Genomic DNA, 26335 nt, shown 5'->3' with positions numbered 1-26335 from the left:
GAGGTTGGTCACGTGCGTACAGCTCTGCGACATGCGTTGTCGGTGGCCGGAATTGCCACCCTCCTGATGGGCGGGTCGGTGGGCACCGGTCTCGCAGCGACCCCGGGTCCGGCCGCCGTCGCGAACGTCTCGCCATCGCCGGGCCAGGTGGTGGGGGTGGCCATGCCCATCACGGTGACGTTCGCCGAGCCCGTCGCCGACCGGGCCGCCGCGGAGCGCTCGTTCCAGCTCTCGTCGGCGAAGGTCCCGCAGGGCAACTTCACCTGGTTGAAGAACGATGTCGTGCAATGGAACCCCAGCAGCTACTGGCCGGCGCACTCGTCGATTTCGGTGTCGATGGAGGGCTTCAAGACCACGTTCCAGACCGGCGCCCAGACCGTCGGCGTCGCCGACGTCAATGCCCACACCTTCACCGTCAGCATCGACGGACAGGTGGCGCGCACGATGCCCGCCTCGATGGGCAAGCCCAAGCACCCGACGCCCATTGGTTCGTTCACGGCGCTGGAGAAGCAGTCACCGGTGATCATGGACTCCCGCACCATCGGGATTCCGCTCAGTGACCCAGAGGGATACAAGCTCACGGTGTACGACGCGGTCCGGGTCACGTGGGGCGGGGTGTACGTGCACTCGGCGCCGTGGTCGGTGTCCTCGCAGGGCAACTCCAACGTCAGCCACGGGTGCATCAACCTGAGCCCGGACAATGCCGCCTGGTACTACGACCAGGTCAACATCGGCGATCCGATCATCGTCCAGGCGTAGCAGCGTGCAGGTTCTTCGCCGTTGGTGAGGACGGTACGGTCGCCGCGTCGGGGTAGGTGCCGAGCACGCGGTCGGCCGTCCCCGCCGAGGTGACGGTGAACCAGTAGTGCTCGTTCTTGAAGTGGTGCTGGCGGTGATTGCGCCAGATCGCGCGGTACATCCGTGATCTCGGTTTGTAGTCGCTGTGCACTAGAAAGTGGCACCACTCGTAGCCGAGGCCGAGCGCTCCGAGCAGCACCAGGGACGTCAGGCCCAGTCCGAGGCGCGGAAACGCCAGCAGCGCAAGGGCAATCGCGCCGGCGAGCACCCAGATCAGGGCGCGCCAGGGGATGAAGATCAGCCGCACGTCCCGGGGATCGACGTGGTGTTCCCGATGCTTGCGCGCCAGCAGCGGGTCGATCGTGACGGGTCCGAGACGCCTTGGGCGCCAATGCAGGACGACGACGTGCACGAGCCATTCGAAGAACGGGAATACCGCCAGCATCACCACCGGCACGACCGCGTCGGTCGGCTGCCAGTCTCCGACGGCGATCCGGGCGGCGAGTGCGGCTCCGAACGTGACACCGACGAGCCACGGCGACGGATGGGTCAGGAATTCGCGGAGTGCGTCGGTGCGCGAGAAACCCCGGCGGCTGGTGCTGCTCAAGGGGTCTTCTCCAACTGGTCGAGGGCGGTGAGCAGGCCGACGGTCGCGGGCTCCAACAGGTCGCGGGCTGCGGTGGCGGCAGCGGTGGGATCGCCGTCGCGGATCGCGTCCGCGATGCGGCGGTAGGCATCGGGCCGGCCCACCTCGTCGGCCATCATGACCGCCAGTGCGGGCAGCGCGGGCTCGTAGGTCGCGCGAAGGGTGTTGTACATCAAGCGAAATGCGATCGAGTTGGCTCCGTCGACCACGTGGTCCCAGAACGTCAGGGCGTGGCGCTGCCGCGCGACGGGATCGGCCTCAGCGGCCAGCGCCTCGATCGAGGAGGTCAGCAGCGCGGGCAGGTCGGCGCCGCGGCGGGCGGCCGCCAGCTCGGCGATCTTCGGGCCGTTGTGCAGTCGGGTCTCGAGGATGCTGCGCACGACGGTGACGTCGACCTCGCCGGCCCGGAATACGAGCCGGGGGAGCAGGTCGAGCCCGGCGTGGCGCCGGAAGTCCCGAACCGTGGTGGCATCGCCCTGGCGTACCTCGACGAGACCGGCCTCGGTGAGTCTCTTGATGGCCTCGCGGACGGCGGGCCTCGACACGCCAAGCACCTCGGCCAGCCGGCGTTCACTCGGCAGGGCATCACCGGGCTGCACGTCGCCGTTGAGCACCTCGGCGACGATCTGGTCGAAGACGTCCTCGGGGACCGAACGGCGATTGATGGGTTGGAGGGCCATGCGACTCACCATCGCAGGTCAAAGGCCAGAGGTCAAGTGGTCATACCAGTACGCAGTGCGTGCGCGGTGACCTCGTCGGCGGGCAGGAACGCCTCCAGGGAGAGCTCCGCGGCGGTGAGGTCCAGTGCGGTGCCGAACGTCGTGACCGTGCTGAGGAAGCAGAGCTCGGTGCCATCCGGCCCCTCGAGCCGCAGCGGAACGGCCACTGTACCGACGTCGGGTGTCGCATCGAATCCGCCTGGATAGGAAGCGATCTCGTCGAGCAGCCCCGCCAGGTCCTCGGCACCGCCTGCCGCCAGTTCGCGGCGCAGTCGCCCGACGACGTGGTGGCGCCACTGTCCGAGGTTGCGGATGCGAGGAGCCAGGCCGTCGGGATGCAGGGAGATGCGCAGGGCGTTGGGCGGATCCAGTAGGTGGGCGGCGACCCCCTGCATCAGGACGCCGGCACCGGCGTTGGCCGCCACGATCCGCCACCCACGGTCGACGGCCAGACAGGGGTACGGTTCGTAGGCCCGCAGCACCGTGGTGACGCCGTCGCGCACCGCCGCCATCTCCGGATCGTCCAGTGCGCGTTGGGGATATTCCGGCGCGAGGCCGGCGGCCAGCAGCAGCCTGTTGCGGTCCCGCAGGGGAACGTCGAGCGTCTCGGCCAACCGCAGCACCATGTCGCGGCTCGGTGCAGAGCGTCCGGTCTCGATGAAGCTGACGTGCCGCGACGAGACGCCGGCCTCCACGGCCAGGTCCAGCTGGCTCAGCCGGCGCCGCCGGCGCCACTGCCGGACCAGGGTGCCGATTGGAGGCGTCGACGCCGATGCCGATGTCACGCAGTCAGTCTGACCGGCTGCCGGGCCGAAGACCATTACCCCCGAGGTAATTGCCATGGGTAGTTCGGACCGGCAGCGTGGAGTTCACCCGCGGGAGGAGCTCACCGATGACAGCGCATCGATTCGACGCCGGTCCGGTCCGGATTCCCGGTTGGTTGCGCCTGGTGATGGTCTGCGACCGCACGCTGTCGGCGTGGTACGTCGGGCTGGGATTCTTCTTCGCCCCCGTGCTGGCGATCGCCTCACCCTGGCCCGCGGTGACGGCCGTCCTGTGGGTGGTGATCGGCCTGGCCGGGGCGTGGCTGGCGGTGCTCGGCATCGCGATGGCGACCGGGCTGGCGGTCGTGCTGCGCTCGGGTGCGCAGCTTCCCGAGGACTACTGGCGCTCGGTGTTGGACTTCGATGCGCCGGTGTAGTCGACCTGCCAGTGCTTGATGCCATTGAGCCAGCCAGAACGCAGCCGCTCGGGTTCGGCCAGCGACACCAGGTCGGGCATCGCGTCGGCGATGGCGTTGAACATCAGGTCGATCGTCATGCGGGCCAGGTTGGTGCCGATGCAGTAGTGCGCGCCCGTGCCACCGAAGCCGACGTGCGGGTTGGGATCGCGAAGGACGTCGAACGAGAAGGGATTCTCGAAGACTTCCTCGTCGAAGTTCGCCGAGCGGTACATCATCACCACCCGCTGGCCCTTCCGGATTCGCACACCCGCGAGCTCGGTGTCCTGCAGGGCGGTGCGCTGGAACGAGGTCACGGGGGTGGCCCACCGGACGATCTCGTCGGCGGCGGTGGCCGGGCGCTCCCGCTTGAACAGCTCCCACTGGTCGGGGAAGTCGGTGAAGGCCATCATGCCCTGGGTGATCGAGTTGCGGGTGGTCTCGTTGCCCGCCACCGCAAGCAGCACCACGAAGAACCCCAGCTCGTCGTCGGAGAGTTTGTGCCCCTCGACGTCGGCCTGGACCAGCTTCGTGACGAGGTCCTCGCCGGGGGTGTCCGCGCGCTCGGCAGCCATCTGCATGCCGTAGCTGATGAGTTCCACCGACGCGCTGATGGCGTCGTTGTCCTCGAACTCGGGATCCTGGTCCCCGACCATCTGGTTGGACCAGTGGAACAGTTTCATCCGGTCCTCGTGCGGCACGCCCATCAGGCCCGCGATGGCCTGCAGGGGCAGCTCGCAGGACACCTGCTCGACGAAGTCGCCGCGCCCCGTCTCCTTCGCGGCGGCCACGATCTCGCGGGCCCGCTCGGCGAGATCGGCGCGCAACCGCTCGATCGCGCGTGGGGTGAAGGCCCGCGACACGATCTTGCGCAGATGCGTGTGATGCGGCGCGTCCATGTTCAGTAGCACGAACTTGCCGGTGTCGATCTGGGCGGCGACGGTGCCGTCCTTGTATCGGGGCAACGCGGTCTTCGCCAGGCTGGAGAACACGTCGCTGCGCCGGGACACCTCCTTGACGTCGCGGTGCTTGGTGACGACCCAGTAGCCACCGTCACCGAAGCCACCGACGTCCATTGGCTGCTCGTTCCACCAGATCGGAGCGACCCGGCGCATCTCGGCAAGCTCCTCGATCGGCAGGCGCCGGGCGTAGACGTCCGGGTCGGTGAAGTCGAAGCCGGCAGGCAGGTGGGGACCGTTGACCGTTCGCGTCATGGGCGGAGGACTCCTCGTGTGACGAGATCTAGTGCACTACGGCATTGCTACACCACTGATCGCAGGCCTCGAGGCACCTTCTGAAAAGTCGCGAGTAGAACGTGTTCTTCCCGATCATGAGAATGCTGTTAATCCGCCTGCAGGGATTGCGATGTAACGAAATCGGCCTGATTCTGGATGGACCCAACAACAACATCAGTCCCTGAGGTCACAGCGGAGGATCAGCAAATGAAGACGACCAACACGGTCAAGATCGCGACGGTGATGGCGGGTGGCGCGGCGGGTCTGTTGTTGGCGTTGATGGCCACCGCGGCGCCGGCGGGCGCCGATCCGGCGGTACCTCCCGCACCGCCCCCGACGACCGTCGCGGCGCCGTCGCCCACCGCCGCGCAACCCGTCGAGATGCAGGCGGCACCCGATCCCGCCGTCCTGCCCCCCAACGGAATCCCGCACCTGGCGAGCCCGGACGCGCTGCCCCCGGGATCCACCCTGCAACCACAGAACGATGACTCGCCCAACGTCAGCTATCTCAAGGACCTCTGGCAGGCCGTGCAGAACCACGAGATCAGCGGCAAGGAAGCGCTGATCCTCGGCCTCGCCCAGCGCGACATGAACACGCCGATCCCCGACCAGGCCCCCGGCCCGAACGTGCCGCTCACCCCCGGTGATCCGCCCGCCGCCCCGGCGCCCCAGGGGCCGGCCCCCGCCCCTGCGCCGTTGCCGCCGGCTCCGGCGGGTCCGGTCCTTCCGACGCCCTGACCCCGAGGGTGTCTACCAGACGCGCACGTAGTCGATGAGCATGTCGGCGGGGTAGGTGCCGCCGGACGGATCGCCACCGCCGGACCCGGCGACCGCCAGGTCCAGCACCGGAAACAGTTGGTAGCCAGTCTGATTGAACTGCCAGTCCGGTAGCGAGTTCGCCGGAACGTTGAAGTAGGGCTGCGCGCCGTCGGTGTAGTCGCGCCAGAAGCGCATGCCCGCGTCATCCCACTGCACGCGCCAGGTGTGCCACGCGCTGTCGACGCTGATGCTCTGGCTGACGTGCTCGCCCCCGTTGAGCTTGGCGTGCACGGCCGTTCCGGCGGCCCACTTGCCGTTGCCGTACCACTCCATGATGTCGACTTCGCCGCCGTTGGCCGGGCTGTTGTTGGCCAGATACCACGCCGGCCAGCAGCCCGGGGTCAGGCAGTTCATCTTGATCCGGGCCTCCCAGTTGTGCCCGATGCCGCCGCGGAAGGTGCCGAAGACCTTGCCGCTGTAGTAGGTGTTGCCGTCCTTGGCCGCGTGGAAGACCAGGTTGGACTTGCCGTCGACGTAGACGTTGCGGCGGTCGTCGCGGTACTGGCCGACGTTCTCCGGGAGCTCCCAGAACGTCGGGTCCTCCATCGTCTCCCTGGCCTGGGCGATCTCCCACTTCGACCGGTCGGGGGCCGAGCCCGCCGGCCCGTCGAAGTGGTCCTCGAAGAGGTACTTGCCATCGGGGGGCGGCGCCGCGGGGGGTGGCACGTCACCCGGTAGCGGCCGGGCCGAGGCCGTGGGGACGATCCCGGGGACGGCCGCGGCGGCCCCCAGGAGTCCGATCCCCGTCATCAAGATCATGCTGCGTCGATCCATGTCCGGCATGACCCCATGTAAGCCGTTGGCCCGGGACGGGTGCAACTCGCCCGCGCCCGCGGCGCGCGTCAGACGCCTGCGGCGGCGTTGAGGTCGTTGAGACTGTTGGTGGCCTCAAGGTACTCCTGGACCCAGCGTTCGATCACCGTCGAGGTCTTCTCGACCTTGGTGAACTGGCCGACCACCTGGCCCACCGGGTTGAACGCGACGTCGACCGTCTCGTTGGGGTACTTGTGCGTGGCGGCGACCGCGAGGCCGGAGACCATGAACTGCAGCGGCATGCCGAGCGGCTTGGGGTTCTCCGGCTTCTCCCACGCCTCGGTCCAGTCGTTGCGCAGCATCCTGGCGGGCTTGCCGGTGAACGAGCGGCTACGGACGGTGTCGCGGCTGCCGGCCTTGACGTACGCGGCCTGCTGCACCGGGGTGTTCTCGGCTTCCTCGACCATCAGCCATTGCGACCCGGTCCAGGCACCCTGCGCGCCAAGCGTCAGGGCGGCGGCAATCTGCTGACCGCTGCCGATGCCACCCGCGGCGAGCACGGGCACCGGCGCCACCTCCTTGACCACCTGCGGCCACAGCACGATCGATCCGATCTCACCGCTGTGGCCACCCGCCTCGCCACCCTGGGCGATGATGATGTCCACGCCCGCGTCGGCGTGCTTGCGCGCCTGGCTCGGGGAACCGCACAGCGCCGCGACCTTGCGGCCCTCGGCATGGATGTGCTCGATCATCTCAATGGGCGGGGTGCCTAGCGCGTTGGCGATCAGCGTCATCTTGGGGTGCTTGAGGGCCACCTCCACCTGGGGAGTCGCCGTGGCTTCGGTCCAGCCGAGCAGCCGCAGCGTGCTCTCGTTGTCCTCCTCGCTAAGCGGGACGCCGTGATCGGTGAGGACCTTGCGCGCGAAGTCGAGGTGCTCCTGCGGCACCATGTCCGCCAGCATCTTGCCCAGCTCGTCGGCGGACAGGTTGGAGTCCATGCCCTCGTACTTGTTCGGGATGACGATGTCGACGCCGTAGGTGTGCTCGCCGATGTGCTCGTCGATCCAGTTCAGCTCGATCTCGAGCTGCTCGGGTGAGAAGCCGACGGCGCCGAGCACCCCGAAGCCGCCTGCCTTGCTGACCGCCACGACGACGTCGCGGCAGTGCGTGAACGCGAAGATCGGGAACTCGATGCCGAGCTGGTCGCAGAGGGGAGTGTGCATGCGTGGCGCTCCTGGAGTGGTGGCACTGTTGGACGGGTCGAAGAATTGGAACGTGTTCTAGTTTAGTACCCGCGCGCCGTCCCGTCTGCCAGTGGTCGCCTCGCCTACGATCACCTGGTCGTGACGCACTGGCTCGATCACTCCCTGGTTCTCGCCTGGCACTACCGGGTGCGTGATGCCGGGCGGGTGGGTGACCTGGTGGATCGTCGGCGTCGGGAGCTTGGGCGGCTGGGCGCCCACCACGTCCTGGTCTACGAATCGACCAGCGAGCCGGGCCGGGTGCTCGTGATGACTGCCATCCACGCTCGCGAACCGCTGCTGGATCTGTTGCGCTCGCGCACTCTGTTCGAGTGGTTCGACGCCGCGGGGGTCCGGGACATCCCCGCGGTCTTCGCCGGCGAGCTGTGGGAGCGGCTGGTGCTTGCGCCCGAGACGGGCCCGTCGGCCACCGAGGTGATGTTCTCGGTGGTGACCACGGTCGACGACCCCGTGCTGCTGCTGGCGCACGTGCGTGGTTCGACCGCCGACCTGCGCCGCGCAGGCATTCGAAACCTGTCGATGTTCACGGCGTTCGACGATCCGCGGGAGATCCTGCTGGTGCTGCACGTCGACGACGAGCAGCACGCCCGGCGCTGGATCGAATACTCCGAACTAGCCGCCGAGTGGATGACCAGGGCCGGCATCGGCGCCTATCCGCCCGCGTTCACCGGACGTTTCCGCCGCTTGATCACCCTCGACGAGAGGTGACGGAAGGCGGTCAGCGGCCGCCGAGACGGCGCAGCATCGCTGCCGCGCCCCGCCGCGTCGGTTCCGGACCCACGTGCAACACCGGCCATCCCCGACGCTGCGCCTCCGCCGCCAGCCCCGAGCGAGGATTGACCGGGCGCGGATTGCCGATGATCCGCATCAGGGCGAGGTCCTCATCACCGTCGGCGTAGAAGTAGCTGCGCGCCAACGTGATTCCGTTGTCGACGGCGAAGCGGTCCACCGCGTCGGCCTTGCCCGCACCCCATACGATCGGCCGCACCATCCCCCCGGTCAGCCGGCCCGCGTCGTCGACCTCGAAGTGGTTGCAGATCACCGACTCGATGCCTAGGAAGCGCGCCACCGGTTCGGCGTGAATGGTCAGGGCCGACGAGCTGAGCGCCACGGTGTGTCCACGCTGCTGGTGTGCGCGCACCAGATCGTGCATCTGCGCGAAGACCCGCGTCTCGATGTGCCGCCGGAAGAGGTATTCACCCAGTTCGTCGAGTTCGGCCAGCGAGTCACCCCGCAGGTACCCCGCTGCCCTGGTGACCAGGCGCTCAAACTCCATCCGGCCCAGCCGGTAGCGCAGAGAGGCCTCCAGCACGCCGAGCACCTCGCCGATGCTGGCCTGCCGGGTGTGGATCCGGTGTCCAGCGTGCGCCGTCGCCGTGAAGCCCGACACCAGCGTGCCGTCGAGATCGAAGAAGGCGCCGACGTGCCCGCCCTCCGGGCCCGTCGCGATCTCGTCGAACTGGCGCGCCAGCAGCGCATCGGCAGTCATCTCGCTCCTGAGGCGAACTGGGGGGCGCACCGACGTGCGCCCGACGATCCCATTCCAACACCACTTTGCCCGCATCGACCAAGGGCGTTGTTACAGGTGGATGACGTCCGAAGGTCGCAATCCACGGCTGAGCGACGGGATGACGCACCGATCGGATAGGTTCGACCTCGGCGGCTTCGATTTCGCGCAGGGTTCAGCCGGAGCTCTGAGCGTAGGAGAATCACGGCGAGGCGCATTGCTTGGATGCGATTGAACACGGAAGACGGGCCTTGAACGAACAACGGGAATCGACCGACGGCACTCCAGCAGCATCGGGATCGGCATGTGACGTGAGCGAACGATGGATCGACCAGGTCGTCGTCGTCGCCGCGGCGGGCGTCGTGGACATGATCACGGCACCCGACCTCGAGGAAGCGATCAAGGGCGCGCTGGCCAAGTCGCCCCAGGGCGTCGTCGTGGACCTCACCGACGTGGAGTTCCTGGCGTCGGCAGGCATGGGCGTCCTCGTGGCGGCCCACGATGCGGCGCCGGAGGGCGTGACCATCCGCATCGTCGCCGAGGGTCCCGCCACCAGCCGGCCGCTGAAGCTCGTCGGGATCGCCGACATCGTGCCGATGCACGCCACCCTCGACGAAGCACTCGCTGCCTTTTCGGCGTGACACGCATATTCGCTCGGTGCGATGGGTACTTCCAACCATGTCATGATCGAGTCAATGCCAAAGTACGACGTCGCGAATGCCGAACGCTTCGAGCGAATCGGCGTCAAGGCTGACCCCCACAACGCCGCACGGACTCGCGACGAGTTTGCCCGTTGGCTGCAGGACGCCTTGGATCTCGATGCCCGGCGCTCTGGTGATCTGGTTCTGGCGATCTACGAGGCGTTGGCCAACATCGCCGAATTCGCTTATCTGTCAGCTGGATTCACGGGCACCATGGACGTCCTGGCCGCCTACGACCCGCAAGAGTCGGCGCTGTCGGTGACGGTCGCCGACCGCGGGCTGTGGCGGACGTCGCCGCCCACTCCCGGTGACCGCCATCGCGGTCGGGGAATCGCGCTGATGAAGGCGCTGGCCGACCGCGCGTCGATCCAGACCTCCACCGACGGCACCACGGTCCGCTTGGACTGGCTCGGGCTCCACCCGCGCTGATCCGAGACTCTTCACCTCGTAATCACCACGCCCCTGCCCGTGCTCAGTGGCAGGTCGAGCGTGGTCCTGATGCCCGGTTCGGCGGCCACGACGTCCGGTATCGCGTTCACGATGCGGCCCGCCGCTGCCAGGATGGCCGCGTAGTTGTGGTCGCCGTGGCGGCTGGTGGGGGAGACGTCCATCGCGTAGGACGGTTCGCCGGTGATTTCGACGCGGTACGAACCGCCCTCTTGCGCGGGCTGCGCCCAATCGGGTCGTAGGTCGCCCCGCAGCCGCGTGACGTGCTCCACCACGATGACGGGGTCGCCGTCGACCAGACCCTCGATTTGGAAACGCAGCGCCGCCACCGTGCCCTTGGTGATGGTGCCGACCGCGACGTCGAAGTCCTCCGGCGCCGGTTCCCGTTCGACCGAATCCCGTATCTCGTCGACCTCGATCCCGAGACCGGCCGCGAGCTGGCGGATCGCGGTGCCCCACGCGATGCTCAGGACGCCCGGTTGGAACAGGATCGGGACGTCGTCCATCGCGTTGCCGAAGCCCATCACGTCGAACATGACCGTGGCGCCGTCATAGGTGGCGTAGTCGGCGATCTCCATGGTGCGTACCCGCTCGATGCGCTGACACGTCCCGGCCAGCGCCATGGGGAGCAGGTCGGTGGCGAAGCCGGGATCGACCCCGGTGATGAAGACGCTCGAAACACCAACGCGCGCAGCCTCTTCGACCCGCTCGATGAACTTCTCGGGGATCACCTGCCACGGGTATTGCAGCACTCCTGGCGCCGAGCCGACCACGTCGATGCCAGCGGCCAGGAACATGCGGACGTCGGCCATCGCCTCGGGCAACCGGACGTCGCCCATCGCGCAGTAGACGACGCAGTCGGGCGCGGCGACCACGATCGCGTCCAGGTCGTCGGTCGCGGCGATGCCGGTGACGACCCCGAGCCCGGCCAGTTCGCCCGCGTCCTTGCCGACCTTGGCCGGCGCGGAGACCCAGACCGCGGTCAGCTCGAAGCGGTCATCGGTGATCAGTTGACGCAGCGCATGCCTGCCGCAGTTGCCGGTGCCGACGAGCGCCACGCGAATCGCCATCGTGTCTCTCCTAGGGGGTTCGCCTCGGGCGGTACGTCCGTCGAGATGGCATGAAGTATGCGGGCGCGGACCCCGAATTGGAACAGGTTCTAGTCGCCAATGGCATGCGGTAGCCTGTGCCGTCATGGGACGGGTTGACGGAAAAGTTGCACTGATCAGCGGCGGGGCACGGGGAATGGGTGCCGCGCATGCCAGGATGCTGGTTGCCGAGGGTGCCAAGGTGGTCATCGGCGACATCCTCGACGAGGAGGGCAAGACCCTCGCCGACGAGATCGGTGAATCGGCGCGCTACGTGCACCTCGACGTCACCGAGGCCGAGCAGTGGGATGCCGCCGTCGCCACCGCGGTGTCCGAATTCGGCAAGCTCGACGTCCTGGTCAACAACGCGGGCATCGTGGCGCTCGGCAAGATCGGCAGCTTCGACATGGCGAAGTGGCAGAAGGTCATCGACGTCAACCTCACCGGCACCTTCCTGGGCATGCAGGCCTGCGTCGAGGCGATGAAGTCCGCAGGCGGTGGCTCGATCATCAACGTCTCCTCGATCGAGGGTCTGCGCGGGGCGCCGATGGTGCACCCGTACGTGGCCACCAAGTGGGCCGTCCGCGGGCTGGCCAAGTCGGCGGCGATCGAACTCGGCAAGTACAAGATCCGAATCAACTCGCTGCACCCCGGGTTCATCCGGACGCCGATGACCAAGCACTTCCCCGACGACATGGTCACCGCCCCGCTGGGCCGTCCCGGTGAGGTCGACGAGGTGGCCACCTTCGTGGTGTTCCTGGCCAGCGACGAGTCGTCGTTCGCGACGGGCAGTGAATTCGTCGTCGACGGCGGGCTGGTGACCGACGTGCCGCACAAGGACCTCTTCTAGCCGCCGGCACGGGCACCCTCTGCCCGCGCGCGAGCCGACGGGCACAATGAGGGGCTCGTACCGCGTCCCGCCGTGACGCACCCCCACGTCCGGAGGGAGTAGCACCATCGCGCCCAAGATGCGCCGAACTGCCGTCCTGGGCCTCGTGGTTCTGCTGACCCTGCTGTTCGTGGTCGTGGGCGACCTGCCTCAATTCGCCAAACCCCAGCCGGCTGCCCAAGAGGTGCAGCTGAGCGACGGGTGGCAGCTGGCGTCGGCCAGGGACGTCACGGCCGACGGTTCGGCGATCTCGGTCGCTGGGTACCACGCCACGTCGGACGGTCGGCCATGGCACGTCGTGCGCCGGATGCCGTCGACGGTGCTGCAGGCCCTCGAGGACGACGGCACCTACCCGAACCTGTACTTCGGCAAGAACCTGGTCGACGAGGTGCCCCAGGATCTATGGCGTCAGGACTGGTGGTACCGCACCACGTTCGACGCACCCGCGGGACGCGCGCTGTATCAACTGAACTTCCCCGGCATCAACTACCGGGCCGAGATCTGGCTCAACGGCCACCTGGTCGCCGACGCCAAGCAGATCGTCGGCATGTACGTCGACCACGATCTCGACGTGACGCCCTGGATCCGACCCGGCCAGGCCAACACCCTGGCGGTCAAGGTCACCCCCGAGCGGGCGCTGCAGGACATCGACGGCGTCGAGCTGGCCGATAGCTGGTTCGACTGGATCAACTGGAAGTATCTGGGTTACCAGGGCCCGAACAAGAATCCCGGCAACGGCAATTCCTTCGTCGCCGACCGCAACGCGGGCATCCTCAAACCCGTCACGCTGCGGATGTCCGGGTCCGTCGCGATCGCCTCGGCGACCGTGAACACCGAGCTGCCGCTGCCCAACACCGACAGCGCTCGGCTCTCGATCTTCACCGACGTGCGCAACACCTCTGACACCCGCGTCAGGGGTGTCTTGCGCGCCACCATCAGCCGGTCTGGCAAGCCCGACGTCGAGGTCCAGAAACCGATCAGCCTCGGCCCGGGGGAGCGGCGCGAAGTCGGCTTCCTCCCAGACGAATTCGGACAGCTCACCCTTCGGCATCCGGATCTGTGGTGGCCGTACACGATGGGTGAGCCCGCGATGTACGACCTGCACCTGGAGTTCCGCCAGTTTGGCAACCCCGTCGACGAGACGCACCAGCGGTTCGGCGTGCGCACCATCACCCAGGGTCGCGACGACGACGAGCGCTTCCCCGAGCTGGGGTCGGGCGGCAACTTCTACCTACAGGTCAACGGTCGCGACTTCCTGGTGCGCGGGGCCACCTACACACCCGACCTGCTGTACGCCTACGACCCCGACCGTCAGGCAGCGATCCTGTCCTATGCGCGGGATCTGGGGCTGAACATGCTGCGGCTGGAGTCCAAGATCCCCGACGAGAGCTTCGCGGAGAAGGCCGACGAGCTGGGCATCCCGCTGATGGTCGGCTGGATGTGCTGCAACCAGTGGGAGAAGTGGCCCCAGTGGGACGAGGAGGACAACCGGGTCGCCCGCGACAGTCTGCGATCGCAGATCACCATGCTGCGTTCGCATCCGTCGGCGTTCGTGTGGGCCAACGCCAGCGACGGCCGGCCCCCGCAGAAGGTGATGGACGACTACCACCAGATCCTGCGAGACCTGCACTGGCAGAACGCCATCGTCGACACCGTGTCGTCCTACACCATCGGCCCGGACGGTCAACGCCTGTGGGACGGGATCCAGATGGCCGGCCCGTACACCTGGCGGCCGCCGTCGTACTGGTTCAGCGGCCGCTACCGCGCGGCCAGGGGTGCGTCGGCCGAACAGGGCGACAACGAACACATCCCGCCGTTCGCGACGCTGCAGAAGTTCATCCCGCCGGACAAGCTGTGGCCGATCAACGACTACTGGTACTTCCACGCCGGATCCAACCCCGGCAACGCGGCGCTGAGCAGCATCCAGCTGGCCATCAACCGGCGCTACGGCCCGTCGGGCAATGCGTACGACTTCGCCCGCAAGGCGCAGCTCGCGCACTACGAGTCGACCCGTGCGCAGTTCGAGTCGTTCGCCGCGCTCGGGTGGGCGGGGCACAAGATGACGATCTACTGGATGCTCGACAGTCACTGGCCGTCGTTCTTCGGCAACATCTTCGACTACTACCTGCGGCCCGGTGGTGCGTACTACGGCGCCAAGGCGGGGCTGCGGCCGCTGTCGGCGGTGTTCGACTCCTACGCGACCGGGGACCACTCCCAGGCCAATGTGACGCTGGTGAACCAGACGCCGGCCGAGGTCGGGGATGCGCGGGTCAGGGTGCGGGTGTACGACCTGACGGGCCGGCTGCGCGACGATAGGACGAGCGCGCCGCTGGACGTACCCTCCGGTGGCACCGCGCCGGCGCTCGTCCTACCGAGGGAGGCCCGGGACTCCCGGGTGTTCTTCGTCCGTTGCGAAGTGCTCGACGCGACGGGCAAGGTCGTCGACGAGAACACCTACTGGCAATCCCAGCGCAACGACGACGTCGGCGATCCGGACGTCGACTTCGCCTTCGACCTCAAGCAGGCCAGCTGGGCGGACATGACCCCGCTGAACACCATGCCGAAGGTCGGGCTGGAGGTGTCGGCGAGGCGGGTGACCGACGGTGCGGATGGTGACGGCGCTGACGAGGGCTCGGTGCGCATCCAGCTGCACAACCCGACCCGGCAGATCGCGTTCTTCGCGCGCGCCGAGGTCACCGCGACCCAGGACGGGGACGAAGTCCTGCCCATCGAGTACGACGACAACTACGTGACGGTCTATCCCGGGGAGACGGTCGAGGTGCGGGCGTCGGCGCCCAGCGGGTCGCTGACCGCGGGCTGGGTGCGCGTCACGGGATACAACGGCTCACCCGTGGTGGTGCCGGTGTCGTAGGTCCGGGTCAGCCACCACGCGGTACCGGCCAGCACGCCGGCGAACGCGACCAGATAGGCGGCCGGAATTGCGACGTTCCAGGTCCCGCCCTCGCGCAAGGACAGCAGACCCGTCTCCGGCGTGTCTCCGGTCGTGGCAACGACCCACCCCGCGAACAGCACCGCGCCCGTCCACAGCGCCGCCATCGACCAGCGGCCGCCCGAGACGTAGGCGCGATGTCCGAGGTGGACCAGCAGCGGGACGAACCACACCCAGTGGTGGCTCCAGCTGAACGGTGACGCCGCAGCCGACGTCATCCCGACGATCGCAACGCCGAGCACTGCCTGGCGCCGCCGCCACGCCAGGACCGCGACCGCCAGTCCCACCGCCGCCACCACGGCGGTGGCGGCGGTGACGGGCAGACCGCTGACGTGCAGCCGGACGAACAACCCCGTCAAACTGGTGTTGGCCACCGGGTCGCTGGTGATGCGGGAGACGTCGTCGAACCCGCCCCGCAGCCAGAAGTAGGTCGAATCCCGGGGCAACACCAGCCATCCGAGGGCGACGGTGGCGGCCAGCGTCGCCGACGCCACGATCGCGGCACGCCGCCGTCCGGTGAGCACCAGGTAGACGATGAACAGCGCGGGCACCAGCTTGATGCCGGCTACGACACCGATCCCGACGCCGGCCCATCTGCGCCCGTCCGAGCCGAGCACGTCGGCCACGACCACGGCGAGGATGACGAGGTTGACCTGGCCGAGTTGCAGCGACAACCGCACCGGCTCCAGCCAGCAGGTCATCGCCATCAGCAACGCGCCAAGCCCCCATAGCCCACCGGCGGCGGACATGCCAAGCCGAACCAGGGTGCGACGCACGACATAGGCCATCAGGCCCACGTTCACGATTAGTCCCAGCACCTGCACGGTCGACGAGCTCACCCATGTCAACGGCAGCGAGCACAGCGCGGCGAAGGGGGTGTAGTCGAACAGCAGCGTGCGCGGGTTTCCCGTCAGGCCGAGGGAATAGAGATCCTGCCCGGCCAGCACGCGCGACGCCCCGAATCGGTAGACAAGCAGGTCTACCTGGCCGGCCAGGCTGGGCCACCGCAGGTACATGGCGACGTAGGCCACCACCGCGACCAGCAGGATGACCGGGCCGAACGTGCGCACCCAGGCGTTCGCCCGTTGGTCCCTCTTGGCAATGGACATCCCCGCGAAACTACGGAGGCAGGCTGGACGGTTCCTGAAAGCCGGGGTGCCCGCACGCGGGTCGACGCCAACCGGGAGGATGTGGCCATGGGCCGTTCCCAGGAGGAGACAGCGATGACCCGAGACGACGAGGCGACCAACCTTCGATCCGAGCTCGCCGAGATCACTGCCGCGGCGGGTTGGGACCGCCGGGTGGACGAGCGGGTGGACATCTACCTGCGCGGACAAACCCGGGTCCGGGTCATCTGGCGTGGCGATGACGCCATCAGCGGGGGATCGCGCTACCAGGACGACGGTCTGGAGACGTACTCGCGGGATCTGGCCACCGTCAAGGGATGGCTGGCCAGGTAGCCGTCATTCCGGCCGGCCTGCCTCGGCGCGCCGCCGACCCGACAGCACCGCCCGGCACGCCGACGCCGCCACCGGCACGGTGGAAAGCACGGCGATGAAGAGCACCATCAATTCCAGGTGGGTGCCGACGAACGGCACGTTCCCGAGCTGGAACCCGAGCACCGTGAGCCCGACGCCCCAGGCCAGCGCGCCGGCCACGTCGTAGGCCAGGAACGTGTGGTAGCGCATCCCCGAGGCCCCGGCGACGACGGGCATGAACGTGCGCACGACCCCCACGAAGTGCCCGATCACGATCGTCTTGCGGCCGTGCCTGGCGAAGAACTCGTGTGACGACGCCAGATAGCGCTTCTTGAAGAACCGCGCGTCCTCCTTCTTGAACAGCTCGGACCCCACCCGCCAGCCAATCAGGTAGCCCACCTGCCCGCCCGCCACCGCGGCACCCGCCGCGCACGGTGCCAGGATCCAGATACCGACCGGCGCGCCGTCCTGGGCGGCTAGCAGCCCCGCGCTGAACAGCAGGGTGTCGCCGGGCAGGAACGGGATCAGCAGCCCCGTCTCGAGGAACACCATCAGCATGACGCCGGGCAGTACCGCCGCACCGAACGGACCGTCGTGGCCTAGCCAGAACATCGGATCCATGACCGCGGGCAGGGCTACGACGTCGGTCGTCACGGCCGCCGAACGTAATCGCTGGACATGGCGATAGGGCAAACGACACCCGACATCCGGCCGTCCGCCCCGGACACCTCCGATTGGTCAAGGGTCGTAGTAAGGGTCGTAGTGTCGTTGTCGTGAGCGCACGCGCGGGCATCGTCGTCACCGGAACAGAGGTCCTCACCGGTCGCGTCCAGGACCGCAACGGTCCCTACCTGGCCGACCGGCTGCTGGAACTGGGCGTCGAGCTGGCCCACGTCACGATCTGCGGGGACCGGCCGTCCGACATCGCGGCCCAGCTGCGGTTCCTGGCCGACGAGGGCGTGGATCTGATCGTCACCAGCGGCGGGCTCGGTCCCACGGCCGACGACGTGACGGTCGCGACCGTCGCGCAGTTCTGCGAACGGGACCTGGTGCTCGACGCCGCGTTGGAGGCCACGATCGCCGACATCCTCAAGCGGCTGATGAGCCGCGCGCAGCCCGCGGGCGCGGTCGACTTCGACGCCGTGATGGCGGCCAATCGCAAGCAGGCCATGGTCCCGGTGGGTGCCGAGATCCTGACTCCCGTCGGCACCGCACCGGGGGTCGTCGTCGCGGGCAAGCCGACGATCGTGGTGCTCCCAGGCCCACCGCGGGAGTTGCAGCCCATGTGGGACCAGGCCGTGCGTACCGAGGGCGTTCAGCGGGCGATCGCCGGGCGCACCGAGTACAGGCAGTCCACCATCCGGATGTTCGGGCTGCCGGAGTCCGCGCTCGCGGAGACCCTGCGCGAGGGCGAGACGGGCATCACGGACTTCGACCGCCTGGAGATCACCACCTGTCTGCGTCGCGGCGAGCTCGAGATCGTGACCCGCTACGAGCCCGCCGCCGCACCGGTCTACGACGACCTGGTCGCGCTGCTGCGCGCGCACCATCGGCAGGAGATCTTCTCCGAGGACGGGTCGCTCGTCGACGATCAGGTGGCCCGACTGCTGGCGGGCCGCACCATCGCGACGGCCGAGTCGTGCACGGCCGGCATGGTCGCGGCGCGGCTCACCGACCGTGCCGGTTCGTCGGCCTACGTTGCGGGCGGCGTCGTCAGCTACTCGAACGAAGCCAAGGTGGAGCTACTCGGGGTGGACCCGAAGCTGCTGGCCGAATACGGCGCGGTGTCCGAGCCCGTGGCGGAGGCCATGGCCGCGGGCGCGTTGCGGCGCTTCGGTGCCGATACCGCGGTGGCCACCACCGGCATCGCCGGCCCCGGCGGCGCAACGCCGGACAAGCCGGTCGGCACCGTGTGCTTCAGCGTCCAGCTCGCGGGGGGTCCGACGCTGACCCGCACGCTGCTGTTGCCCGGCAACAGATCCGACGTTCGCGAACGGTCCACGACCGTGGCGATGCACCTGTTGCGGCGGATCCTGAGCCCGCCCGACACCGAATGAGCGGTCCGACACCGTCCACGGGACCGGCGCTAGGCTTCCGCGAGTATCGCCGCCGCCCCCGCTGAAAGGAGCCGAGGATTCTGGCCGACACGAGGACTCTTGACCGACGAGGTCCGACCGGGGCGGGCGACTCGTGAAGATCTTGCTCGACGATCCGGAGATGGACGCACAGCTGAGCCGGACGGTGATCGCGGTCGCCGCGGAGGCCGCCGATCTCGGCGAGGTCTTCACCACCGCGGCCCGCGTGACCGAGGGTGACTACGACTCCTGGTACGCCGAGTGGTCGGCCACCGCGAAGGCCGCGCAAACCCTGGCCGAGGACGCGCTGCGGGGTGGCCACGAGGTGACCGCACGCAAGGCCTTCCTTCGGGCCTCGGAGTACTGGCGGCAGTCGTTCTTCTTCCTGCGCCACGACCTCGACGACGAACGGCTGCAGCACGCCTGGCGTCGGCACCGCGAGACGTTCCGGGCGGCGTTGCCGCTGATGGACTGCCAGGTGCTGACGACGGAGATTCCGTACGACGGCGTGGCGATGACCGGGTACCTGTTCCGTCCCGCCGACGCCGACACCCCCCGGCCGACGATCATGGCGCCCTGCGGCATGGACTCGACCGCCGAGGCGGGTTACGTCGCCACCGGGTACATGGCGCTGCCGCGGGGGTACAACTTCTTCGTCTTCGAGGGCCCCGGTCAGGGCGGCACGCTCTACGAGCACCGGCGCCCGTTCCGGCCCGACTTCGAGGAGCCCTTCGCCGGAGCCTTCGAGTGGCTGCTGGAACAGGACGGCGTCCACCCGCACGCCGTGATCGTGATGGGCCGGTCGTTCGGCGGGTACCTGGGCCCCCGCGCGGCCGCGTTCGAGTCGCGGGTGGCCGCTCTCGTCGCCGATCCCGGTCAGTACGACTTCGCCTCCCGCATCGGGAATTTCGCGAAGACGCTCGGTTACGACGATCCCGACGCGTTCCTCTCCCGACTGCTTGCCGTCGATGCCGACCTGGACGCCGAGCTGCAGAAGGTGCTCAGCGGCCCGCGCAATGTCGAGTGGTACGGCGCGCGGATGGCCGCGATGGGCACCACGACGGTCGGCGACCTGCTCCGCAAGCAACTGTCCTTCACGTTGGAGGGCGTCGCCGCCGACATCCGCTGCCCGACGCTGCTCACCGAGGGCGAGGGCGACTTCGCCGCCCAGGGGGAGCTGCTGTTCGAGCAGCTGACGTGCGAGCGGCGCCTGACGACGTTCAGCGAGGCCGAGGGGGGCGGCGGGCACTGCGAGGGTCTGGGAAGCACCCTGTTCGAGGGCTACGCCTTCGACTGGATCGACCGCATCCTCGGACGCGCGCAGGTGCCGGCCGGCGAGCAGTAGTCCCCAGCTCGGGTCGTCACGGGCGGCTGGGCGCCTGGCGATCCCACAGCGCCATCAGGGTCGCCAGGATCTCCTGGGCGTAACCGAGCCCGGCGAGGTGGCTCTCGCCCGGCAACGCGTACAGCTCGGCGTCGGGTAGGTGCGCCACGACATGCTGCCCGTGGGCGAACGGGATGATGTGGTCCCGGTCGCCGTGCCACCACCGAACGGGCACCTTCACCTGGTCGAGCGGGAATCCCCAATCCCTCGCGAAGACGACGACGTCGGCGAAGGGTGCGGACATCTGCTTGCGGCTGCCGTTGAGCAGGTCGTCGAGGAACATCGCCTTGAACTCGGGGCGTGCCAGCAGCCGCCGGTCCCCCTCGGGGGAGATGCGGCCGTAGACGTCGATCGCCGGCGAGGCGAGCGGTTTGACCACCCGGATCAGGCTGACGGCCGCCATCCGCAGCGGCAGTCCGATCACCGGCATGAACGGGGCCACCGCGGACCCCACCGCCATCGCGCCGCCACGGATCGCGTCAGGCCCGATCGTCGGGGCGACACCGCCAAGCACGCCGGCCGCGACCACGCGGTCGGGCATGGCCGCGGCACACGCCAATGCATACGGTCCGCCACCGGAGAGCCCGATGACCGACATGGCGTCGATGCCGAGCACGTCGGCGATGGTGCGCAGGTCGTGGGCGAACGCCAGCACGTTGGGGTACTGGTGCGGCGTGGATGACCCGATACCCGGCCGGTCGACGCCGATGAGCCGGATGTCGTTCTTCTCGGCGTAGGCCCGCGCCTCGACCGGAATCTGTCGGCGGGCACCGGGGGTGCCATGCAGCCAGAAGACCGGACGGCCCTGCGGCGTACCGAATTCGGCGAAGCCGATCTGCCGGTCGTCCCCGACGGCGACGTTGCCCTCCAGCTTGGGACGTTCGATGGGCATGACCATCCTCGGAGTGTGCCACGCCAGGTTCGCCAGGACGCCCGGCTTCGGGGCCCTGCGGTGCTGCTGCTCGGCGCCAGCACACCGCGGATGCAACAATCCTCGCGATGAATACCGTCCGAGTGGTCGTCGCCGATGACGACGTCCTGCTGCGCGAAGGACTCGCCAGCCTCCTCGACCGGTCCGGATTCGACGTGGTCGGCCAGGCCGGCAACGCGGTCGAACTGCTCGACATGGTGCGCGAGCGCCAGCCGGCACTGGTGCTGACCGACATCCGGATGCCGCCGTCGCACGACACCGAGGGCCTCGACGCGGCCAAGACCATCAGGGAGCAGTGGCCCGATATCGCGATCCTGGTGCTCTCGGCCCACGTCGACGTCGAGCATGCGATGGAGCTACTCGCCGGCGGCCACTCGATCGGCTATCTGCTCAAGAGCCGCATCACCAACGTCGCCGACTTCGTCGAGACCGCGGGCCGCATCGCCGGGGGCGCGTCGGTCGTCGATCCGGCGCTGGTGCAGGAGCTGGTGTCCGCGCGGCGTCGTGACGATCCGCTGGCGGCGCTGAGCGCGCGGGAGCGCGAGGTGCTGACGCTGATGGCCGAGGGCCTGTCGAACTCGGGGATCGCCGGCCGCATCTGGGTGACCGAGGGCACCGTGGAGAAGCACGTGCGCAGCATCCTGACGAAGCTGAACCTGCCGGAGACCCATGACGAGCACCGCCGCGTCCGCGCGGTGATCATGTACCTCGACTCGCTCTGATCGCGCTCAGCGCCCGAGCATGGTCCTGATCGCCGCCGCCGAGAGCGCGAACTTCGCCAGGAACCCCAGCGCCGGGCTCGCCGCGATCATCTCCGCGTAGTCCTGTTCGGAGTGCGTCGAGATCAGGATCGTCGATGGCGCGGGCGTGTCGGCCGCGTGCAGCTGCTCTACCACGTCGAAGCCGCTCTCGCCGTTGAGCTCGACGTCGACCAGGGTGACGTCGGGGCGAAGATCGGCATAGCGGGTCAGCGCCTCCTGCGCCGTGCACGCCACCCCGACCACGTCGATCCCAGCGCGCTCCAGCATGTGCGTCGCGGCATCGCGGAAGTCGGCACTGTCATCGACGATCAGACACCGCACGGGACACCTCTGGAATACCTCATGAGACCAGGTTGTCAGCCGCGCACGGGTCGGGCATTGCTGCTAGCCGGAATGTTCCCTGTCAAGCCACTAGCATTCCGGTGCGATGACCAAGTCCCTGCCGAGGCCACTGCGGACGTCGACGACGACCGACGACAGCCCGCCGACCACGTTCGCGCAGAAGTTGCGCACGCGGATGCTGGCCATGGTGCTCAGACCGACCGCCCGGCCGCTGGGCTGGGGGATCGTCGTCGCCGTCGGCTTCATCGCCGCCGAGATCCTGCTCGTGCTGTGGCTGGGGCGCGTCGCCCCCGAGAACGCCTTCGGAGCCATCTTCCTGCTCGGCGTGCTGGTGGTGTCGGCGGGCTGGAGCATCGGCCTGGCGATCGCCACGTCGCTGGCCAGCACACTGGTGTACCTCTACTTCCACCTCGATGGCGTGGCGGCCGGGCTGTTCATCTTCTTGCCGCTGGCGTTGCTGGCCAACGTGCTCGCCGGGCAGGCGCGGCTGCGGACCGCCGAGGCCGAGCAGCGTGGCAGGGAAGCCGCCGCGCTGGCCCGGCAGCAGAGTGCGTTGCGCCGGGTGGCCACCCTGGTGGCCAGGGGTGCCGACCCGGCTGACGTGTATCCCGTCACGGTCACGGAGCTGGCTCGCGGCCTCGACGTCGAACACGTCACGCTGGTCAGGTTCGACGACGGCGCGTCGTGCACGGTGCTCGCCGCCCACGACCGGCCCGGTCGCGAGACCCTCCCGGTGGGCGAGCAGCTTTCGCTGGTGGGTGACAGCGTCGCCGCCAGGATCCGCCGGACGGGACGGGTGGCCCGGATCGACGACTACGAGGGTCTGGAGGGTGCCCTCGCCGGCCGGCTGCGCGGACTCGGGCTGCACTCGGGTGTCGGTGCGCCGATCACCATCGACGACGAGACCCGGGGTGCCCTGATCGTCGGCTCGGTCGAGGCCGAGCCCATGTCGCCGCAGGCCGAGGAACGGATCTGCGACTTCGCCGACCTGGTCGCGACCGCGATCGCCAACGCCGAGACCAGGGCCGAGCTCCAAGCGTCGCGGGCGCGCGTCGTGGCCGCCGGTGATCAGGCAAGGCGGCGCTTCGAACGCGACCTGCACGACGGCGCCCAGCAGCGCATCGTCGCGCTCGGGCTGGGGCTGCGCACCGTGGAGGCCTCGGTACCCGTCGAGGATCAGGTGGTTCGCCAGCAGCTCGACAACGTGATCAACGGTCTGGCGGAGCTGTACGCCAACCTCCAGGAGCTTTCGCGCGGCATCCACCCGGCGATCCTGTCCAAGGGCGGCCTCGGCCCGGCCCTGCGGGCGCTGGCCCGGCGCTCCACCATCCCGGTCGGCATCGAGGTCGACGTCGAGGGGCGGCTTCCCGAGCCGATCGAGGTCGCGGCCTACTACGTCGTCGCCGAGGCGCTCACCAACGCCGCCAAGTACTCCGAGGCCGAGAGCGTCACCATCCGGGTCGGTCAGAGCGCCGACGAGCTGCACATCGAGGTCGCCGACGACGGGATCGGCGGTGCCACGTCGAACGGCGGCGGCTCCGGGCTCATCGGGCTGCGGGACCGTGTCGAGGCGGTGTCCGGGCAGCTCGACATCAGCAGCCCGGTCGGTGTGGGCACCACGCTGACCGCGCGCATCCCGGGCGTGAAGGATGCCGGCAGCTAGCCGATCCAGCCCGGCGGCAACCGGTCCGCCCAGGGCATCGCCTCCTCGAGTTGGGCGGCCAGCTGCAGTAGCACCAACTCGTCGGGGGCCATCAGCTGCACCCCGATTGGCAGCCCCGTCGAGGTCACGCCCAACGGAAGCGAGATCGCGGCCCAGCCGGTGACGTTGGCCATCGTCGTCCAGCCCGTCGTCGCGAACTCGACGTCGAAGAAGGCGCGGGTGGTGCCGCGCTGCTGGTTCAGCAACCCGTACGGCGGCGGGGGAGTCAGCAGCGTCGGCACCAGCAGCACGTCGTGGCCGGCCATGCCTGCGGCGAACCGCCGGGTCTGGGCGTGCACGGCGCCGATGGCCTCGGCGTAGGCGACGCCGGTGGTGGTGAAGCCCTCGCGCATCATCACCCAGCTGCTGGGCTCGAAGTCGTCCTCCGTGGGCTCCCGCCCGAGGACCTGCTTGCCGAACGCATGCAGTTGCGCATTGCTGACGGTGTGCAGCACCGCGATCGCGTCGGCGACGGCATCGGGATCGAAGGTGGGGGCGCCCGCCTCGATGCGATGACCAAGGTCGGCCAGGACGTGCGCCACCGACTCCACCGCCGCGACGACCTCGGGATCGGTCGCTGGGCCCGCGAACGGAGAGTCCGTGGTGGTGAGGATCCGCGTCGGGGCGGGGGGCTCGGCGATCGCGGCCAGGAACGGCGGATCGGGGACGGGCACGGTGTACGGGTCCCCGGTCGCAGTACCACTGATGACGTCGAGCAGCGCGGCACTGTCGCGCACCGTCCTGGTCAGGGCGTGTCCGTTGACAAGGCCCTCCATGTCCTGACCGCCGTCCGGGGCGAACGAGCTGCGGCCGCGCCGCGGCTTGAGCCCGACCAGTCCGCAGCACGACGCGGGCACCCTGATGGAACCCGTGCCGTCCCCGCCGGATGCTGCGGGCACCACGCCGGCGGCGACGGCCGCGGCCGACCCGCCGCTGGACCCACCCGGCGTGACGTCCGGCCCCCACGGATTGGCCGTCGGGCCGAACAGCAGTGGCTCGGTGGTGCAGTGGTTGCCCCACTCCGGGGTGTTGGTCTTGCCGAAGACCACCAAGCCGGCCTCGAGGTACCGGTCGACGGTCCACGCCGACTCCGAGGTGACGTAACCGCGCAGGGCGCGGGAACCCATCGCCTCCGGCGTCCCCGCCAGCGATGCCCCGAGATCCTTGAGCAGGAAGGGGACCCCGGCCAGCGGGCCGGCCCCACCGGCGCGCAGTGCGCCGGAGTCGTCTAGGGCCCTGGCCTGGTCGCGGCCGCGTTCGAAGAGGTCGGTGACGACCGCGTTGAGCTGGCGAGCCGCGTCGAGTCGGGTGATGGCGGCGTCGAGGAGTTCGACGGCCGACAGGTCACCTGACGCGACGAGTCGAGCCTGACCGAGGGCATCTACGGAAGCCAGCGCGCGCGCCTGTTGGGTGTTCATTGGGTCGGATCCTCCGGGCTGTCCCCGCGTTCGGCAACTCGGCGGGTCAGCTGACTTCGTCGACCGTTTCGGTGCGCTTGTCGACGACCCGCGTCTTGTAGAGGCTCGCGGCGGTGGTGACCAGCAGCGTGACGATGATGACGCCGAGGCTGAGCAGCGTCGGGATCTCCGGCACCGGCACGTGCTCACCGCCGTTGATGAACGGCAGCTCGTTCTCGTGCAGTGCGTGCAGGACCAGCTTGACGCCGATGAAGGCCAGGATGAAGGCCAGGCCCTGGGACAGGTAGACCAACCGCTTGAGCATGTCACCGAGCAGGAAGTACAGCTGGCGCAGGCCCATCAGCGCGAACACGTTCGCGGTGAACACGATGTAGGGCTCCTTGGTGAGCCCGTAGATGGCGGGAATCGAGTCCAGCGCGAACAGCAGGTCGGTGGTGCCCAGCGCCACTATGACCAGGAACATCGGCGTCATCAGACGCTTGCCGTCCTCCTTGATCCACATCTTGAGCCCGTCCCACTTGTCGGTCAGGGTGAAGTGCGTGCGGGCGAAGCGCACGACGCCGTTCTCCGCGTCGTCGTCGTGGTCGGTGTCGCGGACCAGCTTGAGCGCGGTGTAGACCAGGAACGCGCCGAAGACGTAGAAGATCCAGGAGAACTGGTTGATCGCCACGGCGCCGAGCGCGATGAAGATGCCACGGAAGATCAGCGCCAGGATGATGCCGATCAGCAGTGCCTCCTGCTGATACTTCCTTGGCACCTTGAAGCTGGCCATGATGATCAGGAAGATGAACAGGTTGTCGATCGACAGGCTGTACTCGGTGAGCCAGCCGGCGTAGAACTCCACCCCGTACTGGCTGCCGTGGGAGATCCATACCCAGATGCCGAACGCCACGGCGAGACCGACGTAGAAGGACAGCGCGATCGCGCACTCCTTGAACGTGGGTTCGTGAGGGCGACGGGCGATGAAGACGATGTCGAACAGAAGGACGGCCAACGTCACGCCGAGCGTGACGATCCATTCGATCTGCGTAACCTGCATGTGAGGGTGCCTCCGGACGTGTCGAAACGACCGAGGTCTCTGCCACCGCACGAGCTGCGGTCCACGGCACCGGCTGCCCAACGATGGGCAACGTGATGACGACACCGTGACGAAGGAATACTCCCCTCGCCTTCCAGTGTGTCAGACGAACGGGCGGTCGGGAAATCACCCG

Annotated in this window: 27 protein-coding genes; 13 read left to right on the top strand and 14 right to left on the bottom strand. The window is 68.7% G+C overall.

What is annotated here, in order from left to right; genetic code table 11:
* The first annotated feature begins 66 nt into the window (after positions 1-66).
* Positions 67-759: a L,D-transpeptidase gene (locus SBI80_RS19700; protein ID WP_318976695.1), complete on the top strand. Its 693-nt coding sequence runs from the start codon at positions 67-69 to the stop codon at positions 757-759.
* Here the strand turns inward: SBI80_RS19700 and SBI80_RS19695 are convergent.
* From SBI80_RS19695 to SBI80_RS19685, 3 genes are read right to left on the bottom strand one after another with little or no spacing between them, the layout of a single operon-like run.
* Complete coding sequence (locus SBI80_RS19695) at positions 743-1405, bottom strand: sterol desaturase family protein (RefSeq protein WP_318976485.1); 663 nt, start codon at positions 1403-1405, stop codon at positions 743-745. The genes SBI80_RS19700 and SBI80_RS19695 overlap by 17 nt on opposite strands.
* A complete protein-coding gene (locus SBI80_RS19690; protein WP_318976484.1) occupies positions 1402-2124 on the bottom strand; it encodes a FadR/GntR family transcriptional regulator in 723 nt (240 codons plus the stop codon). The genes SBI80_RS19695 and SBI80_RS19690 overlap by 4 nt, the downstream gene beginning before the upstream one ends.
* Before the next feature lie 32 nt (positions 2125-2156).
* Positions 2157-2948 carry an MmyB family transcriptional regulator gene (locus tag SBI80_RS19685; protein WP_489685607.1) on the bottom strand — a complete coding sequence of 264 codons (792 nt, stop codon included), beginning with the start codon at positions 2946-2948 and terminating at the stop codon, positions 2157-2159.
* 107 nt (positions 2949-3055) lie between these two features.
* Between SBI80_RS19685 and SBI80_RS19680 the strand changes: the two genes are divergently transcribed.
* Positions 3056-3364 (top strand): hypothetical protein, encoded by a 309-nt coding sequence (locus tag SBI80_RS19680; RefSeq protein WP_318976483.1) that lies wholly within the window; start codon positions 3056-3058, stop codon positions 3362-3364.
* On the opposite strand, the gene SBI80_RS19675 is transcribed toward SBI80_RS19680, so the two are convergent.
* On the bottom strand, positions 3325-4596 hold the full coding sequence (locus SBI80_RS19675) for a cytochrome P450 (RefSeq protein ID WP_318976482.1): 1272 nt from the start codon (positions 4594-4596) through the stop codon (positions 3325-3327). The two genes, SBI80_RS19680 and SBI80_RS19675, sit on opposite strands and share 40 nt — an antisense overlap.
* A gap of 228 nt (positions 4597-4824) precedes the next feature.
* Here SBI80_RS19675 and SBI80_RS19670 point away from each other — a divergent pair, with 228 nt between their 5' ends.
* A complete protein-coding gene (locus SBI80_RS19670) occupies positions 4825-5355 on the top strand; it encodes a hypothetical protein (protein ID WP_318976481.1) in 531 nt (176 codons plus the stop codon).
* A gap of 12 nt (positions 5356-5367) precedes the next feature.
* On the opposite strand, the gene SBI80_RS19665 is transcribed toward SBI80_RS19670, so the two are convergent.
* Complete coding sequence (locus SBI80_RS19665; protein ID WP_318976480.1) at positions 5368-6219, bottom strand: glycoside hydrolase family 16 protein; 852 nt, start codon at positions 6217-6219, stop codon at positions 5368-5370.
* Positions 6220-6278: 59 nt separating this feature from the next.
* A complete protein-coding gene (locus SBI80_RS19660) occupies positions 6279-7412 on the bottom strand; it encodes a nitronate monooxygenase (RefSeq protein ID WP_318976479.1) in 1134 nt (377 codons plus the stop codon).
* 120 nt (positions 7413-7532) lie between these two features.
* On the opposite strand from SBI80_RS19660, the gene SBI80_RS19655 reads away from it, so the two are divergent.
* Positions 7533-8159 (top strand): fatty-acid--CoA ligase, encoded by a 627-nt coding sequence (locus SBI80_RS19655; RefSeq protein WP_318976478.1) that lies wholly within the window; start codon positions 7533-7535, stop codon positions 8157-8159.
* A 10-nt stretch (positions 8160-8169) separates the two neighbouring features.
* On the opposite strand, the gene SBI80_RS19650 is transcribed toward SBI80_RS19655, so the two are convergent.
* Entirely contained in the window at positions 8170-8940 is a 771-nt protein-coding gene (locus tag SBI80_RS19650; protein WP_318976477.1) for an HAD family hydrolase, read from the bottom strand.
* 329 nt (positions 8941-9269) lie between these two features.
* Between SBI80_RS19650 and SBI80_RS19645 the strand changes: the two genes are divergently transcribed.
* The gene (locus tag SBI80_RS19645; RefSeq protein ID WP_318976476.1) at positions 9270-9599 is read left to right on the top strand and encodes an STAS domain-containing protein; all 330 of its coding nucleotides are present in this window, start codon (positions 9270-9272) and stop codon (positions 9597-9599) included.
* Positions 9600-9653: 54 nt separating this feature from the next.
* On the top strand, positions 9654-10088 hold the full coding sequence (locus tag SBI80_RS19640; RefSeq protein ID WP_318976475.1) for an ATP-binding protein: 435 nt from the start codon (positions 9654-9656) through the stop codon (positions 10086-10088).
* A gap of 11 nt (positions 10089-10099) precedes the next feature.
* On the opposite strand, the gene SBI80_RS19635 is transcribed toward SBI80_RS19640, so the two are convergent.
* On the bottom strand, positions 10100-11176 hold the full coding sequence (locus tag SBI80_RS19635; protein WP_318976474.1) for an NAD(P)H-dependent amine dehydrogenase family protein: 1077 nt from the start codon (positions 11174-11176) through the stop codon (positions 10100-10102).
* Positions 11177-11300: 124 nt separating this feature from the next.
* Here SBI80_RS19635 and SBI80_RS19630 point away from each other — a divergent pair, with 124 nt between their 5' ends.
* Positions 11301-12044 carry a glucose 1-dehydrogenase gene (locus tag SBI80_RS19630; protein ID WP_318976473.1) on the top strand — a complete coding sequence of 248 codons (744 nt, stop codon included), beginning with the start codon at positions 11301-11303 and terminating at the stop codon, positions 12042-12044.
* A gap of 118 nt (positions 12045-12162) precedes the next feature.
* Positions 12163-14955: a glycoside hydrolase family 2 protein gene (locus SBI80_RS19625; protein ID WP_318976472.1), complete on the top strand. Its 2793-nt coding sequence runs from the start codon at positions 12163-12165 to the stop codon at positions 14953-14955.
* On the opposite strand, the gene SBI80_RS19620 is transcribed toward SBI80_RS19625, so the two are convergent.
* Positions 14841-16142 (bottom strand): glycosyltransferase 87 family protein, encoded by a 1302-nt coding sequence (locus tag SBI80_RS19620; RefSeq protein ID WP_318976471.1) that lies wholly within the window; start codon positions 16140-16142, stop codon positions 14841-14843. The two genes, SBI80_RS19625 and SBI80_RS19620, sit on opposite strands and share 115 nt — an antisense overlap.
* A gap of 114 nt (positions 16143-16256) precedes the next feature.
* On the opposite strand from SBI80_RS19620, the gene SBI80_RS19615 reads away from it, so the two are divergent.
* Positions 16257-16493: a hypothetical protein gene (locus SBI80_RS19615; RefSeq protein WP_318976470.1), complete on the top strand. Its 237-nt coding sequence runs from the start codon at positions 16257-16259 to the stop codon at positions 16491-16493.
* A 3-nt stretch (positions 16494-16496) separates the two neighbouring features.
* Here SBI80_RS19615 and SBI80_RS19610 read toward each other — a convergent pair whose 3' ends face one another.
* A complete protein-coding gene (locus SBI80_RS19610) occupies positions 16497-17132 on the bottom strand; it encodes a VTT domain-containing protein (RefSeq protein ID WP_318976693.1) in 636 nt (211 codons plus the stop codon).
* 152 nt (positions 17133-17284) lie between these two features.
* On the opposite strand from SBI80_RS19610, the gene SBI80_RS19605 reads away from it, so the two are divergent.
* Together SBI80_RS19605 and SBI80_RS19600 are read left to right on the top strand one after the other, a co-directional pair.
* Positions 17285-18568, top strand: a complete 1284-nt coding sequence (locus SBI80_RS19605) for a competence/damage-inducible protein A (RefSeq protein ID WP_318976469.1) — start codon at positions 17285-17287, stop codon at positions 18566-18568.
* A gap of 133 nt (positions 18569-18701) precedes the next feature.
* Positions 18702-19931, top strand: coding sequence for an alpha/beta hydrolase family protein (locus SBI80_RS19600; protein WP_318976468.1), 1230 nt, complete (start codon positions 18702-18704; stop codon positions 19929-19931).
* Positions 19932-19947: 16 nt separating this feature from the next.
* Here the strand turns inward: SBI80_RS19600 and SBI80_RS19595 are convergent, their stop codons facing one another.
* Complete coding sequence (locus SBI80_RS19595; RefSeq protein WP_318976467.1) at positions 19948-20868, bottom strand: alpha/beta fold hydrolase; 921 nt, start codon at positions 20866-20868, stop codon at positions 19948-19950.
* Positions 20869-20969: 101 nt separating this feature from the next.
* Between SBI80_RS19595 and SBI80_RS19590 the strand changes: the two genes are divergently transcribed.
* Complete coding sequence (locus SBI80_RS19590; protein WP_318976466.1) at positions 20970-21623, top strand: response regulator; 654 nt, start codon at positions 20970-20972, stop codon at positions 21621-21623.
* A 6-nt stretch (positions 21624-21629) separates the two neighbouring features.
* Here SBI80_RS19590 and SBI80_RS19585 read toward each other — a convergent pair whose 3' ends face one another.
* Complete coding sequence (locus tag SBI80_RS19585; protein WP_318976465.1) at positions 21630-21983, bottom strand: response regulator transcription factor; 354 nt, start codon at positions 21981-21983, stop codon at positions 21630-21632.
* Positions 21984-22089: 106 nt separating this feature from the next.
* On the opposite strand from SBI80_RS19585, the gene SBI80_RS19580 reads away from it, so the two are divergent.
* Entirely contained in the window at positions 22090-23667 is a 1578-nt protein-coding gene (locus SBI80_RS19580) for a sensor histidine kinase (protein WP_413232753.1), read from the top strand.
* Here the strand turns inward: SBI80_RS19580 and SBI80_RS19575 are convergent.
* Entirely contained in the window at positions 23664-25124 is a 1461-nt protein-coding gene (locus tag SBI80_RS19575; protein ID WP_318976464.1) for an amidase, read from the bottom strand. The genes SBI80_RS19580 and SBI80_RS19575 overlap by 4 nt on opposite strands.
* A 46-nt stretch (positions 25125-25170) precedes the next feature.
* A complete protein-coding gene (locus tag SBI80_RS19570) occupies positions 25171-26163 on the bottom strand; it encodes a TerC family protein (protein WP_318976463.1) in 993 nt (330 codons plus the stop codon).
* Between the last annotated feature and the right edge of the window lie 172 nt (positions 26164-26335).

The sequence above is a fragment of the Mycolicibacterium sichuanense genome, assembly GCF_033741125.1.
GTDB lineage: Bacteria > Actinomycetota > Actinomycetes > Mycobacteriales > Mycobacteriaceae > Mycobacterium.
This window is presented reverse-complemented; position numbering and strand designations above follow the sequence as displayed.

What these genes read in the sequence shown, in the direction of transcription:
- SBI80_RS19700 (WP_318976695.1), top strand. Translation starts at nt 67, where the DNA reads ATGGGCGGGTCGGTGGGCACCGGTCTCGCAGCGACCCCGGGTCCGGCC.
- SBI80_RS19690 (WP_318976484.1), bottom strand. Translation starts at nt 2,124, where the DNA reads ATGGCCCTCCAACCCATCAATCGCCGTTCGGTCCCCGAGGACGTCTTC.
- SBI80_RS19680 (WP_318976483.1), top strand. Translation starts at nt 3,056, where the DNA reads ATGACAGCGCATCGATTCGACGCCGGTCCGGTCCGGATTCCCGGTTGG.
- SBI80_RS19675 (WP_318976482.1), bottom strand. Translation starts at nt 4,596, where the DNA reads ATGACGCGAACGGTCAACGGTCCCCACCTGCCTGCCGGCTTCGACTTC.
- SBI80_RS19670 (WP_318976481.1), top strand. Translation starts at nt 4,825, where the DNA reads ATGAAGACGACCAACACGGTCAAGATCGCGACGGTGATGGCGGGTGGC.
- SBI80_RS19665 (WP_318976480.1), bottom strand. Translation starts at nt 6,219, where the DNA reads ATGCCGGACATGGATCGACGCAGCATGATCTTGATGACGGGGATCGGA.
- SBI80_RS19660 (WP_318976479.1), bottom strand. Translation starts at nt 7,412, where the DNA reads ATGCACACTCCCCTCTGCGACCAGCTCGGCATCGAGTTCCCGATCTTC.
- SBI80_RS19650 (WP_318976477.1), bottom strand. Translation starts at nt 8,940, where the DNA reads ATGACTGCCGATGCGCTGCTGGCGCGCCAGTTCGACGAGATCGCGACG.
- SBI80_RS19640 (WP_318976475.1), top strand. Translation starts at nt 9,654, where the DNA reads ATGCCAAAGTACGACGTCGCGAATGCCGAACGCTTCGAGCGAATCGGC.
- SBI80_RS19635 (WP_318976474.1), bottom strand. Translation starts at nt 11,176, where the DNA reads ATGGCGATTCGCGTGGCGCTCGTCGGCACCGGCAACTGCGGCAGGCAT.
- SBI80_RS19630 (WP_318976473.1), top strand. Translation starts at nt 11,301, where the DNA reads ATGGGACGGGTTGACGGAAAAGTTGCACTGATCAGCGGCGGGGCACGG.
- SBI80_RS19625 (WP_318976472.1), top strand. Translation starts at nt 12,163, where the DNA reads ATGCGCCGAACTGCCGTCCTGGGCCTCGTGGTTCTGCTGACCCTGCTG.
- SBI80_RS19620 (WP_318976471.1), bottom strand. Translation starts at nt 16,142, where the DNA reads ATGTCCATTGCCAAGAGGGACCAACGGGCGAACGCCTGGGTGCGCACG.
- SBI80_RS19615 (WP_318976470.1), top strand. Translation starts at nt 16,257, where the DNA reads ATGACCCGAGACGACGAGGCGACCAACCTTCGATCCGAGCTCGCCGAG.
- SBI80_RS19610 (WP_318976693.1), bottom strand. Translation starts at nt 17,132, where the DNA reads ATGGATCCGATGTTCTGGCTAGGCCACGACGGTCCGTTCGGTGCGGCG.
- SBI80_RS19595 (WP_318976467.1), bottom strand. Translation starts at nt 20,868, where the DNA reads ATGGTCATGCCCATCGAACGTCCCAAGCTGGAGGGCAACGTCGCCGTC.
- SBI80_RS19590 (WP_318976466.1), top strand. Translation starts at nt 20,970, where the DNA reads ATGAATACCGTCCGAGTGGTCGTCGCCGATGACGACGTCCTGCTGCGC.
- SBI80_RS19580 (WP_413232753.1), top strand. Translation starts at nt 22,090, where the DNA reads ATGACCAAGTCCCTGCCGAGGCCACTGCGGACGTCGACGACGACCGAC.
- SBI80_RS19575 (WP_318976464.1), bottom strand. Translation starts at nt 25,124, where the DNA reads ATGAACACCCAACAGGCGCGCGCGCTGGCTTCCGTAGATGCCCTCGGT.
- SBI80_RS19570 (WP_318976463.1), bottom strand. Translation starts at nt 26,163, where the DNA reads ATGCAGGTTACGCAGATCGAATGGATCGTCACGCTCGGCGTGACGTTG.